At 66.0% G+C, this 12,610-nt stretch carries 13 protein-coding genes and 1 other RNA gene; 10 read left to right on the forward strand and 4 right to left on the reverse strand.

Going from position 1 to position 12,610, the window contains the following annotated elements:
- Nucleotides 1–32: 32 nt before the first annotated feature.
- Together cysK and msrA are read right to left on the reverse strand one after the other, a co-directional pair.
- Nucleotides 33–968, reverse strand: a complete 936-nt coding sequence (gene cysK, locus AC1DFR_RS14340) for a cysteine synthase A (RefSeq protein WP_476873708.1) — start codon at nt 966–968, stop codon at nt 33–35.
- A gap of 65 nt (nt 969–1,033) precedes the next feature.
- The gene (msrA, locus tag AC1DFR_RS14345; RefSeq protein ID WP_476848984.1) at nt 1,034–1,558 is read right to left on the reverse strand and encodes a peptide-methionine (S)-S-oxide reductase MsrA; all 525 of its coding nucleotides are present in this window, start codon (nt 1,556–1,558) and stop codon (nt 1,034–1,036) included.
- 99 nt (nt 1,559–1,657) lie between these two features.
- Here msrA and AC1DFR_RS14350 point away from each other — a divergent pair, with 99 nt between their 5' ends.
- Together AC1DFR_RS14350 and AC1DFR_RS14355 are read left to right on the forward strand one after the other, a co-directional pair.
- Nucleotides 1,658–2,581: a Nif3-like dinuclear metal center hexameric protein gene (locus AC1DFR_RS14350; protein WP_476848985.1), complete on the forward strand. Its 924-nt coding sequence runs from the start codon at nt 1,658–1,660 to the stop codon at nt 2,579–2,581.
- 123 nt (nt 2,582–2,704) lie between these two features.
- Nucleotides 2,705–3,442, forward strand: coding sequence for a zinc ribbon domain-containing protein (locus AC1DFR_RS14355; protein WP_476873709.1), 738 nt, complete (start codon nt 2,705–2,707; stop codon nt 3,440–3,442).
- Nucleotides 3,443–3,457: 15 nt separating this feature from the next.
- On the opposite strand, the gene AC1DFR_RS14360 is transcribed toward AC1DFR_RS14355, so the two are convergent.
- Both AC1DFR_RS14360 and AC1DFR_RS14365 read right to left on the reverse strand, forming a co-directional pair.
- Nucleotides 3,458–4,222 carry a YaaA family protein gene (locus AC1DFR_RS14360; RefSeq protein WP_230008953.1) on the reverse strand — a complete coding sequence of 255 codons (765 nt, stop codon included), beginning with the start codon at nt 4,220–4,222 and terminating at the stop codon, nt 3,458–3,460.
- A 62-nt stretch (nt 4,223–4,284) separates the two neighbouring features.
- The gene (locus AC1DFR_RS14365) at nt 4,285–5,145 is read right to left on the reverse strand and encodes a slipin family protein (RefSeq protein WP_476858300.1); all 861 of its coding nucleotides are present in this window, start codon (nt 5,143–5,145) and stop codon (nt 4,285–4,287) included.
- Between the two features lie 112 nt (nt 5,146–5,257).
- Here AC1DFR_RS14365 and rnpB point away from each other — a divergent pair.
- The 8 genes from rnpB (at nt 5,258) to AC1DFR_RS14405 (ending at nt 12,573) form a co-directional block, all read left to right on the forward strand.
- An RNA gene (gene rnpB / locus AC1DFR_RS14370) (RNase P RNA component class A) lies at nt 5,258–5,651 on the forward strand.
- A 148-nt stretch (nt 5,652–5,799) separates the two neighbouring features.
- A complete protein-coding gene (locus AC1DFR_RS14375; RefSeq protein WP_476873710.1) occupies nt 5,800–7,467 on the forward strand; it encodes a GMC family oxidoreductase in 1,668 nt (555 codons plus the stop codon).
- Nucleotides 7,468–7,696: 229 nt separating this feature from the next.
- Complete coding sequence (locus AC1DFR_RS14380) at nt 7,697–9,187, forward strand: glyceraldehyde-3-phosphate dehydrogenase (protein ID WP_476871678.1); 1,491 nt, start codon at nt 7,697–7,699, stop codon at nt 9,185–9,187.
- Nucleotides 9,188–9,275: 88 nt separating this feature from the next.
- Nucleotides 9,276–9,485 (forward strand): hypothetical protein, encoded by a 210-nt coding sequence (locus AC1DFR_RS14385; RefSeq protein ID WP_018773403.1) that lies wholly within the window; start codon nt 9,276–9,278, stop codon nt 9,483–9,485.
- A 109-nt stretch (nt 9,486–9,594) separates the two neighbouring features.
- Nucleotides 9,595–10,392, forward strand: a complete 798-nt coding sequence (locus AC1DFR_RS14390; RefSeq protein WP_476873711.1) for an HNH endonuclease family protein — start codon at nt 9,595–9,597, stop codon at nt 10,390–10,392.
- 108 nt (nt 10,393–10,500) lie between these two features.
- A complete protein-coding gene (gene ppk2, locus AC1DFR_RS14395) occupies nt 10,501–11,373 on the forward strand; it encodes a polyphosphate kinase 2 (protein ID WP_476873712.1) in 873 nt (290 codons plus the stop codon).
- A 30-nt stretch (nt 11,374–11,403) separates the two neighbouring features.
- Nucleotides 11,404–11,862 (forward strand): DUF1579 family protein, encoded by a 459-nt coding sequence (locus AC1DFR_RS14400; RefSeq protein WP_476873713.1) that lies wholly within the window; start codon nt 11,404–11,406, stop codon nt 11,860–11,862.
- A 9-nt stretch (nt 11,863–11,871) separates the two neighbouring features.
- Complete coding sequence (locus tag AC1DFR_RS14405; protein ID WP_476873714.1) at nt 11,872–12,573, forward strand: alpha/beta fold hydrolase; 702 nt, start codon at nt 11,872–11,874, stop codon at nt 12,571–12,573.
- Nucleotides 12,574–12,610: the final 37 nt, after the last annotated feature.

Here is a 12,610-nt window from a genome sequence, read left to right on the forward strand (position 1 = left end):
AGACCTTTCTGGGCAATCGTGGGTCAGCGGACTTAGCCGCGGATGTCGTCGTACAGCACGGTGGAGATGTAGCGCTCACCAAAGTCGCAAACCACAGCAACAATGAGTTTACCGGCGTTCTCCGGACGCTTGGCGAGCTCCAGGGCCGCCCAGACGATGGCGCCGGAGGAGATGCCGCCCAGGATGCCTTCCTTGATGCCGAGTTCGCGCGCCACTCGGACGGAATCTTCCAGCGTGGCGTCGATGACCTCGTCATAGACGTTGGTGTCCAGGATGTCGGGGACGAAGTTCGCGCCGAGGCCCTGGATCTTGTGCGGGCCCGGGGCGCCGCCGTTGAGGATGGGGGAGTCCTTCGGCTCGACGGCCACGATCTGGACCTCCGGCTTGCGTTCCTTCAGGACCTGTCCGACGCCGGTGACGGTGCCGCCGGTGCCGACGCCGGCGACGAAGATGTCCACCTTGCCGTTGGTGTCGGCCCAGACTTCCTCGGCCGTCGTGCGGCGGTGGATCTCCGGGTTGGCCTCATTGGCGAACTGCTGGGCCCAGATGGAGTTCTCCGTGTTGGCCACGATCTCCTGGGCTTTCTCCACGGCGCCGCGCATGCCCTCGGAACCGGGGGTCAGGACAATCTCGGCGCCGTACGCGCGCAGCATGACCCGGCGCTCGGTGGACATGGTTTCCGGCATGGTCAGGATGACCTTGTAGCCGCGGGCCGCGCCCACCATGGCCAGGGCTATTCCGGTGTTGCCGGACGTGCCTTCGACGATGGTGCCGCCGGGCTTGAGTGCACCGGACTTCTCGGCGGCGTCAACGATCGCGACGCCGATCCGGTCCTTGACGCTGTTGGCCGGGTTGTAGAACTCCAGCTTGACGGCCACGGTGGCGTCAAGGCCTTCGGTCAGCCGGTTCAGACGGACCAGCGGAGTTCCGCCTACCAGCTGGGTTACATCGTCATAGATCGGTGCCATGTATGTATGCCTGTCTTTGAAGAGGGTTGACTGAGGTCAGCCTAACGAGCGCCTACAGGCCCTAGCTAAGCATTAAGCCATGCAGAGTAATATTTCCTCGCCTTGGCCAGCTTGGGGTTAATGATGACCTGGCAGTAGCCCTGCTCCGGGTATTTGGCGAAGTAGTCCTGGTGGATTTCCTCGGCCACATGGAACTGGGGCAGCCGGCTGACCTCGGTGACGATCGGGTGCCGCCACAGGGCCTGGTTCCGCTCGATCGCCTCCTCGAACAGAATCTTTTCCTCGGTGGTCTCGTAGAACATCGAGGAACGGTACTGGGTCCCGACGTCGTAGCCCTGCCGGTTCAGCGTCGTGGGGTCGTGGAGGGCGAAGAACATGTCCAGGATGACCTCGGCGGGAATGACGTCCTCGTCGAACGTCACTGCCACCACCTCGGCGTGGCCTGTGGTCCCGGAACACACAGAGTAGTAGTCGGGGCTGCGGTCATGGCCTCCGGTGTAGCCCGACACGACCGAGCTGACGCCCTTGGTTTTCTGGTAGACGGCGTCGAGGCACCAGAAGCAGCCTCCGCCGAGGACAAAAGTTCTCATGATCTCTTCAATGGTTCGAGGGCCCCGATGATTCCCCACCCAACTTACGAGAGTGTTACGAGTGACCGGGCCGCCCGCGGATAGGGTAAAAATGGGGGTATGGAACCTGTGAACACCGATGTTTCAGCGGAATCCGACCGCCCTGCTGCCGCCGTCGACGCCGGTACCGGCACCGGGGAGGACACCGGCGCCGCGACGCTGGGCCTGATCCAGCTGGCGGTGGAGGAGCTCTGGCCCGAATCCCTGGCCGAGGACTGGGACGAGGTGGGTCTGGTGGCCGGCCACCCGAACGCCGAGGTGCGCCGGGTCATGTTCGCGGTCGATCCGACAATTGACGTGATCGAGGAAGCGATCGACTTCGGTGCCGAGCTGCTCATCACGCACCATCCGCTGCTGCTCAAGGGCGTGACGTCCGTGGCCGCGAATACGGCCAAGGGCAAGGCCGTGCACCGCCTCATCGAGTCCGGGACCGCGCTGCTGACCGTGCACACCAACGGTGACTCCGCCGTCGGGGGCGTTTCCGACGTCCTGGCCGACGCGCTGGGCCTGCAGAACGTGGCCCCGCTGACGCCGGCCGCGAACGGGCTCCCCGAGGAAGGCATCGGCCGCGTCGGTGACCTCGACGAGGTCCTGACGCTGGGTGATTTCGCGGCCCGCGTGTACGGCATCCTGCCCTCGGTGGCCGGCGGCGTGCGTGTCTCGGGGGACCGGGACGGGCTGATCCGGCGGGTGGCTGTCTGCGGCGGCGCCGGCGATTCCCTCTTCGGCGAGGTGCGGGCGAGCAACGCGGACGTCTACGTCACGGCGGACCTGCGGCACCACCCGGCATCCGAAGCCCGGGAGGCGGCGGTCAACGACCGGCCGTACCTGATCGACGTTTCCCACTTCGCCAGCGAATGGCTGTGGCTGCCTGCGGCCGCCGAAGCGCTGGGCAATGTGCTCACCGACCAGGGCCACGACGTCGAGATCCGGGTCAGCACCACCAACAGCGACCCGTGGGACTTCATTCTGACTCCGGGCTAAGCCTGGCGTGCGAGGGGCCCCGGGTGAGCGTAGCGAGGCCGGGGAGTACGCTAGGCGCTAGAGTCTAAGGAGCGCCGGGACGGTGCCCGGCTTCGGCCGGATTGGATTTAGCGGAGGTAAATAGTGGCCAAGGCAGCACCGGCGGAACAGTTGAAGTTGCTCGAATTGCAGGGACTCGATGCCAAGCTCAAGTCCTTGTCCAACCGCCGGCGAAGCCTTGAAAGCGATTCCCGCATCACGGACCTGGAAGCCGCCCTCAGCGTGGCCAACGGTGAGCTCGGTGCCGCGAAGGTGGCCGTCCACGATGCTGAACTGGAGCTCAAACGCTCAGAGGCCGACGTCGAGCAGGTCGCCTCCCGGATCGAACGCGACGAGGCCAGGCTCAACAGCGGCACGGGGCTGTCCAAGGACCTCGTCGCCCTGCAGCGGGACCTCGTCTCCCTGAACAAGCGCCGCTCGGACCTCGAGGACGTGGAGCTCGAAGTCCTCGAACGGCTCGACTCGCTCCGCGCCCGCCAAGGGGCGCAGCAGCAGATTGTGGACGACATCCAGGGCTCCTTCGGCTCCATCCGTGCCGAGCTGGACGAGCAGCTGGCCGAGATCGCCGCCGAAGCCACGGTGGTGCGCGGGCAGCGTGCCGAGTTCGCCGCCGGACTCGACGCCGGAATGCTCGCCGTCTACGAGAAGACCCTGGCCAAGCGTGGCGTCGGCGCTGCCCGGCTCTTCCACGGCACCTCGGAAGGCTCCGGCATGCACCTGAGCCCGGGCGACCTGGCCGAGATCAAGGCCGCGGCCGAGGACGACATCGTGTTCTGCCCGGACTCCGGCTGCATCCTGGTGCGCTCGTCCGAGTGGGCCTAAGCACCCGCCTGCGCGTCAGTTCGGCAGGATGATGTTCAGGGTGTGCGGCTTCCGGGCCGTGCCCTCAACGAGTTCGGCAACCCACTTCTCCGCCGCCGCCTTCTGCAGCTGTGCGGGGGTTTGGGGCGCCTTGCCCCGGCGGCTGAGCAAATGCCGTGCCAGTTCGCCCCGGGTGTGCTTGGCAAAGTGACTGACCACCTTGCGCACGCCGGCGGTCTCGGTGAAGACGTTCACGGCCACCGTCTGTTCCGGCGGGGGAGTCCAGGCCGCGGCGTAGGTGCTGGACCGGCAATCCACTAACAGCTCACCCGTAGTGGCCGCCGCCAGGGCGTCGTTCAGTTGAGGCTTCCAGAATGAGGCGAGCCGTCCGACGTCGGGCAGCGAAGTCCCCATCGACAGCCGGTAGGCGGGCACGCGGTCGGCGAAGCGGATGGCGCCCCACAGGGCAGAGACCACCAGCACCGATTCGTCGGCCTTCCTCCGCTGCGCCGGGGTCAGCGTGTTGTAGCCGAGGGCGTCAAAGAGCACCCCGGAATACACCTGGTGGGCCGGGGCGGCAGGTTCCGCGTGCAGCCGTGTATTGCGTTCGACGTCGGCGCTCAGTGAAGCGCCGACGCCCAGCAGCGCCAGCGCGTCCTCGTGGGCGCTGACGGTGCCGAGCGCCTCCAGGACCTTGGCGCGGGAGCTGTTGAGGGCGGGAAAGCTCAAGGCGCCCCAGTCGGCGGCGTCTCCGCGCACAGCGGGAGTCTTGCCCTCGGAGGGCGGCAACAGAATTAGCACCGTACGATCCTACCGGCGGCGCGTGCCGTGGGTTCCGGGATAATTAGGTCTGGCGGTCGGGGCTACGCGGCCTTGATCGGTGGTGCCGGCGTCGTTGTCGGTGCCTCTGGCGTCGCCGTCGCCGTCATCGCCGTCATCGCCGTCTTGGCCACATGGTCCTCGCGTGCCAGGAAAGCGGCCAGTTCGGCGATGGTGCTCATCAGGGGCGCTGGGAAGACGACGGTTGAGTTCTTGTCCACCCCGATCTCCACAAGGGACTGAAGATTCCGCAACTGCAGGGCGACCGGGTGGGCCATCATCGTGTCAGATGCCGCGCCGAGCGCCACGGCGGCGATCGCCTCTCCTTCGGCCGAAATGATCTTGGCCCGCTTCTCCCTCTCGGCCTCCGCCTGCCGGGCCATCGCCCGCTTCATGCTCTCCGGGAGCTGGATGTCCTTGAGCTCGACGAGCGTCACTTCGACACCCCATTCCAGGGTCATCGCGTCCAGGATTATCCGAATGTCGCTGTTGATGCGCTCAGTCTCCGACAGCGTCTGGTCCAGGCTGTGGCGGCCGACCACTTTCCGCAGGGTGGTCTGGGCGATCTGGTTGATGGCCGCGGCCACGTCTTCGATCGCCACGACGGACTTCACGGAGTCGATCACCCGGTAGTACGCCACTGCCGAGATATCGACGCTGACGTTGTCCTGGGTGATGATGCCCTGTGACTGGATCGGCATTGTCACGATCCGCAGGCTCACAAGCTGAAGCCGGTCCACCACCGGGATGATGAACCGCAGGCCGGGCATCCGTACCGCGACCACCCGGCCCAGGCGGAACAGGACGCCCTGTTCGTACTGGCGCACAATCTTGATCGACATCTTGGCGAGAATAGCCACCAGGACGATGGCCAACAGCCAGATGATGATGGCGGTCCAGTTCATCGGGATCACTCTTCCTTGACTAGCAGGAACCCTGCTTAAATTCTCCCACCGGCAGCCCCGAAAGGCCGCGGTGCGGCTGTGCCGGCCGGGAGAACGTAGAATGGACAGCGGATGGGTTGACCAGGCGGCCGCGCGTCACGCAAGTGGCTCGAGGAACGTCCGGGCTCCGCAGAGCAGGGTGGTGGGTAACGCCCACTCGGGGTAACCCGCAGGCCAGTGCCACAGAGAACAGACCGCCTGCATGCGGCGTGTGCGTGCACAGGCCACAGGGCAGGTAAGGGTGAAACGGTGGTGTAAGAGACCACCAGCTTCCCGGGTGACCGGGAAGGCTAGGTAAACCCCACCCGGAGCAAGGCCAGACAGGACACGTTTGAGGGCTGCTCGCCCGAGTGTTCGGGTAGGCCGCTGGAGGGCGTCGGCAACGGCGTCCGTAGATGGATGGCCGCTACTCCCGCGCCGGCAACAGCGCGGGAACACAGAACCCGGCGTATCGGTCAACCCATCCACCCACTTGGCCCCGTCCGTTCCGCCGTGTGCCGCCTACCGGCGGCTGTGCACGCCAGCCCCGGATGCTTGACATCATGGCCGCGGAACTAACACACTTCAATCAACGCTTCAAGGAGCGGTAGCTTCGGCGATGGTTGAGGAGTCATAGTGCCGGACGATGCTGAGTACGACTATGTGATCGCCGGGGGTGGTACCGGCGGCAGCGTTCTGGCTGGCAGATTGAGTGAAGACCCCTCAGTCCGTGTGCTTCTGCTCGAGGCGGGCAGGCCCGACCGCCATCCCTTCATCCATATGCCCGCGGGCTTCCCGAGATTGAAGGGAGGACCGTACCAGTGGGCATATAGCAGTGTTCCGCAAAAGCACAGCAACGGCCGGAGCATCCCGCTCCCTCAAGGCCGCGGGCTTGGCGGCGGCGGGTCCATCAACTCCCAGGTCTTCACCCGGGGAGTGGCTGGGGACTACGACGGGTGGGCCGGGGACTATGGATGTGAGGGCTGGTCCGCCGCCGAGGTGTCCAAGTATTTCATTCGCTCGGAGTCAAACACCAGGCTCTCCGGACCCCACCATGGAACCACAGGGCCGCTCGGCGTCTCTGACCTCCGGCGTCCGCACACGCTCTCGGCGGCATTCGTGCAGGCGGGCCAGGAGTTCGGGCTGCCCTACAACAGCGATTTTAATGGGGCGAAGCAGTTGGGCGTTGGCTTCTACCAGACCACCACCAGGAATGGGCGCCGGTGCAGCGCAGCCGTCGCGTATCTGAAACCCGCGCGCAGGCGGCCCAATCTCACTGTCCGCGTCAACGTGACCGTCTCCAAGGTGGTCATCAAGAATGGCCGCGCCGTCGGCATCCAGGCGATTGAAGGCGGAGTCGCGCGAACCTACGGTGCCCGGCGCGAGGTGCTGATCGCCAGCGGCGCGTTTGGCTCGCCCAAGTTGCTGCAGCTTTCAGGCATCGGCGACCCGGCAGACCTTGCTGCCGCCGGCATCGACGTGATCCACGCCCTGCCCGGGGTCGGGAAGAACCTGCAGGACCACCTTGACCTGGACATCATTTACGAACTCACCGATGACCACAGCCTGGACCGGTTCAATCGGGTGCGCCCGGCGACAATGCTGGCGGGCCTCGAGTATCTGGCTTTCCGCTCGGGACCGTTCGCGTCCAACCTCGTCGAGGCCGGTGGCTTCAGCTACGCCAACACAGATGAGAAGACCCCGGACCTGCAGTTCCACTTCCTGCCCGCGGCGCGGTCGGAGCCGGGCATTGCGTCGCTGCGGCCCGGATTCGGGGCGACGCTCAACTCGTACTTCCTGCGCCCCCGCAGCCGGGGGACAGTTCGCGTCGCGTCCTCGGATCCCACAATGACACCGCTCATCGATCCGAATTTCCTGGCGGATGACTACGATCTGGAGATGACGATCGCCGGGGTGCAGCAGAGCCGGCAGATCATGGAGCAGTCATCGATGGCAGCGTTCATACAGAAGGAGCACATCGGCGACGGTTCCCTGGTGTCAACCCGCGACCAGTACGTGAATTTCGTCCGCTCCTACGGACGGACCTCGTACCACCCGGTCGGCACTTGCGCCATGGGTACCACCGACGATTCCGTTGTCTCCCCGCGGCTGAAGGTCCACGGGCTGGAGGGATTGCGGGTCGTTGACTCCTCGATCATGCCCCGGCTGGTCAGTGCCAACACCCAGGCACCCACCATCATGATCGCGGAAAAGGCCGTCGACATGATCCTTGAGGACGCAGTGGGGCTGACGCCCGGAGCGGATGGTTTTGCCGACTTCGACGTGGCCCCGGACAGTGTGTGAGTCAATTCACGCGCAACAGGCACCCCACCCTGCCTGGCCGCCCGTAGAATTGATGGTGAACGTAGAAGTTCTGCCGCCGGGTCTGCGTTCGCAGCCGGCGGTTTTTCTTTGCGCTCGATGAGGCGCCCGGGGTGGACCGAATCCCCGCCGGTGCCCGGTACCGGACACCCTCCGGCGGCCGACTTCCCCCTACGAGGACGTAGGGGGTGGATTCTAGGAAGGTAGTTCTGTGAGCCAGACGTCAGATTCTTGTCTTGATACGTGGATGGGCCGTGAGGCACTCGCCGAGGCGATGATCCCCGTGATCGGCCGGCTGTACCGCGAGAACAACGTGGTGACCTCCATCCACGGACGCAGCCTGATCAACAAGTCCACCATGAATATCCTCAAGGCCCACCGCTTCGCCCGCCGGATGAGCAAGGAAGAATTGCGCCTCGAGGAGACCGCCCCGCTGCTGGAGGCCCTGACCAAGCTGGACCTCGGCGCCGCGGCGATCGACATTGCCCGCCTCACCGAGAAATACCGCGCCGAGGGCGACGGCGCCAGCCTGGATGAGTTCCTCCGCGCCGAACTCGCCGAGGTTGTCGGCAAGCGCGGCGGCGACGACCGGACCAGCACCGACGTCGTCCTCTATGGCTTCGGCCGCATCGGCCGGCTCCTGGCCCGGCTCCTGATCGAAAAGGCAGGCGGCGGCCACGGCCTGCGCCTGCGTGCCATCGTGGTCCGCCGCGGTTCCGACAACGACCTTGCCAAGCGCGCGAGCCTGCTGCGCCGCGACTCCGTCCACGGCTCCTTCGAAGGCACCATCAAGGTTGACCTCGAAAACGACACCATCACGGCCAACGGCGTCCAGATCCAGGTCATCTACTCGGACAACCCCTCGACGGTGGACTACACCGCCTACGGCATCCAGGACGCGCTCGTCGTGGACAACACGGGCCGCTGGCGCGACGCCGAGGGCCTGTCCCAGCACCTGTTGAGCAAGGGTGTTGCCCGCGTTCTCCTCACCGCACCGGGCAAGGGCGAGTTGAAGAACATCGTGCACGGCATCAACCACGGCACCATCGACGACTCGGACACGATCGTCTCGGCGGCGTCCTGCACCACGAACGCCATCACCCCTGTGCTTAAGGCGATCAACGACCGCTACGGCGTGGTGCACGGCCACGTGGAGACGGTCCACTCCTTCACGAACGACCAGAACCTGATCGACAACTTCCACAAGGGCGACCGCCGTGGACGCTCTGCCGCGCTGAACATGGTGATCACCGAGACCGGTGCCGCCAAGGCCGTGGCCAAGGCCCTGCCGGAACTGCTCGGCAAGCTCACGGGCAGCTCCATCCGCGTCCCCACCCCGGACGTCTCGCTGGCCATCCTGAACCTGAACCTGGAGAACGGCACCACCAAGGACGAGGTCAACGACTACCTGCGGGAAATGTCGCTGCACTCCGAGCTGCGCAAGCAGATCGATTACATCGATTCGCCCGAGGTTGTCTCCACGGACTTCGTCGGCTCACGCCGGGCAGGCATCGTCGACGGCCTGGCCACCATCTCCAACGAGAAGAACCTCGTCCTGTACGTCTGGTACGACAACGAGTTCGGCTACAGCTGCCAGGTGGTCCGCGTCATGGAGGAAATGGCCGGGGTCAACCCGCCGTCCTTCCCCGCCAAGGACGCTGCGTCCATCCTCGAGGCCGCAGGGCTGCCCGTCGAGGTCTAGTCAGGGCGAATGTCCCTGACCGGGACATGTTCCTCCTTTCCCGGCCGATGCACTGGAATCGGCCGGGAAAGGGAACCACAATGGAGCCATGGAACCGAACCCGGCTGTTGAACACGAGACCACCCTGGAACACGCGCTGGACGTCGCGCGGAGCAACGCGAAAGAAGCGAAGCGGCTGCTGGACGACGCCCTCGTCAAACGCCAGTCCGGTGAAGTCAACGACGACCGGGTGACCCAGCTCCAGGGCCTGCTGGATCTGGCCAACGAAGACCTGAAACGGGTCACACGGGAGCAATAGGCCCCCGCGTTCCGCCACCGGTCCCCAACACTGTGGACAACCGCCCGAGTGGCATGGCGTCCGCATAGGCTCAGGGCGTGCAGCCAAAACGCCGCGAGCGGCCGCCCACATGACCGTCACCTGGATGGATTTCCGCCGCGCCCGCCGCCACTCCCGCCAGGCCTGGATTCTCCTGGCCGCGGCCTGCTTGGCCGTCCTGGGCGGTCTGGTCTGGTTCTTCACGGCTGGCCAGTTTGCCGCCGCGGAGCCGCAAATCGCCGGCCCCCGCGAGGCCCCCGTCATTGCCCGAGGGTGGATGAACGCGGTGGACGCCGTCCGGGCCGTGCCGCAGGGAAGCGCTGCCGGCGTGCTCGACACCCTCGCGGTCAAGGGACGGTCGGCGAAGAACAACTATGACCGGGGCGCCTTCGGCCAGGCGTGGCTCGACGTCGACCGCAACGGCTGCGATACGCGCAACGACATCCTCCGCCGCGACCTGGCGGCCGCCGAATTCGTCAGTGGCTCCCGCTGCCAGGTGGCCGGCGGCACGTTCCAGGAACCGTACACCGGCCGCATGATCGTGTTCCGGCGCGGCGCCGAAACCAGTGCTGCGGTGCAGATCGACCACGTCGTGGCGCTGGGGGACGCGTGGCAAAAGGGCGCCCAACAGCTCACCTCGCAGCAGCGTGAACACCTGGCCAACGATCCGCTCAACCTGATCGCCGTCGACGGTCCCGCCAACCAGGACAAGAGTGCCTCCGACGCCGCCACCTGGCTGCCGCCAAACAAGGCTTTCCGCTGCCACTACGTCGCCCGCCAAATTTCGGTTAAGGCGGCCTACCGGCTGTGGGTTACTGCGGCAGAGAAGGAGGCGATGAAACGGATCCTGTCCTCGTGCCCAGCGCAACAGACGATCGTGCCGCGCTGACGCGCCCGTCCCGGCTTCGGGCTGGAGGACCCTTGCAGCCGTTCTGATGCACGGCGAGAATGGGCGCGGCGGGACAAACCGCGCGCCCCAAATGCTGGAACGGAAACCATGGCACATCGCACGGACAAATCAGGCAAGGGGCACGCCGGCCACAAGAAGGGCTCCGCACGGCGGCCGGCCCGGCTCGATGCCGGAATCTACGAGGCCGAACTTCTGCGGCTCCAGGCGGAACTGGTTGCCCTCCAGGAGTGGGTCCGGAGCACCGGGGCGCGGGTCCTCATCATCTTCGAGGGGCGGGATGCAGCCGGCAAGGGGAGTGCGATCAAGCGGGTCACCGAGTACCTGAATCCGCGGTTTGCCCGGATAGTCGCCTTGCCGGCGCCGACTGAGCGCGAACGCGGTGAATGGTACTTCCAGCGCTATGTGGCGCATCTGCCGGCCGCCGGGGAAATCGTCCTGATGGACCGCTCCTGGTACAACCGCGCCGGCGTCGAACACGTGATGGGCTTTTGCACCCCGGCGGAGCACAAACGCTTCATGGCCCAGTGCCCGGTTTTTGAACGGCTCCTCATCCAGGACGGCATCCTGTTCTTCAAGTACTGGTTTTCGATCAGCCATGGGGAACAGGAGCGGCGGTTCAAATCCCGGATGGATGATCCGATGCGGCAATGGAAGCTCTCGCCGATGGACCGGGAGGCAATCCTGCGCTGGGAAGACTACTCAAGGGCCAAAGACGACATGTTCGTACAGACAGACACCGCGGAATCTCCCTGGTACGTGGTGGAAGCCGAAGACAAACGCCGGGCAAGGATCAATCTCATCGCCCACCTGCTCTCCAGCATCGACTACACCGAAGTACGGACAGAACAGGTGACCTTGCCGGAGCGGCCGAAGGCCGTCAACTACACGCGCCCGCCGCGGGAACTGTTCCGCTACGTCCCGGACTTCGCGGCGAGCCTCGAAAGGCCGGCCAAGGACTGAGCAGGATCGATTGGCTCAGTAGACTGCAGCATGGACATTGTGAAATACGTGACACCGTTCCTTGGCGCCTGGCAGGGACAAAACCGCTTGCGGCTCATGCCCACGGACGAATACAAGGCTTCGGCGGCCACCGCCACGGTGACGGTGACCGCCGCACACTTCGCGAGTGTCGCCTACACCTGGTCAGACGGTGAGAGCCCGCAGGAAGGCCTCCTGATCCTGGCCGGCGGCGCGTCCGGCGCGGATCCCGCCACCGCTGTGTGGCTGGACTCCTGGCACACGGGCAAGGCGCTGATGCAGTTCTCCGGCATTGTGGGCGGCGACGGTGTCCTCCGGCTCAACGGCTCCTATGCGGCGCCGAACGGCCCGGACTGGGGCTGGCAGATCCACCTGCACCCGGCGGACGGCTCGGGCGGACGCATCACCATGCACAACCTGGTCCCGGGCGAGGACCCCTATCAGGTGGTGGAGCTGGTACTCGACCGGTAGGGTACCGGCATGGACATCATCCTCGTACCCGGATTCTGGTTGGACGCCTCGTCGTGGGCGGACGTCACCCCGCCGCTGACCGCGGCCGGGCACAAGGTCCATCCGTTGACCCTGCCGGGCCTGGAGTCGGCGGATGCGCCGCGCTCCGGGATCGGCCTGCGCACCCACATCGACGCCGTCGTGGAGAAGATCGATTCCTTCGACGCGCCGGTGGTCCTGGTGGGCCACTCCGGCGGCGGGGCCATCATCCACGGCGCCGTCGACGCCCGCCCGGACCGGGTGGCCCGGGCTGTCTACGTGGACAGCGGACCGCTGGGGGAGGGTGGGGTCATCAATGACGAGCTCCCGGCCGACGGCGACGAGGTGCCGCTGCCGCCGTGGGAGCTCTTCGAGGACCAGGACCTCACCGACCTGACCGACGAGCTGCGCGCCATGTTCCGTGCCCGTGCCATCCCGCAGCCCCGCGGCGTGGCCCAGGACCGGCAGCAGCTCTCGGATGAACGCCGCTTCGAGGTTCCGGTCACTATCATCGCCTGCGAATTCCCGTCCTCGATGCTGACGGAAATGGTTGCCGGCGGCCACCCGTTCGTGGCGGAGCTCGGACGGATCCGCCAGGTCGACTATGTGGACCTGCCTACCGGACACTGGCCGCAGTTCACCCGGCCGGCCGAGCTCGGCGCCGCGATCCTGGCCGCCGTCGACCGCACCTAAAGGAACCGGCTGGCCGGGTCACTGCTGAACTGGGGAA

It is taken from the genome of Arthrobacter sp. 05T410 (genome assembly GCF_056396505.1).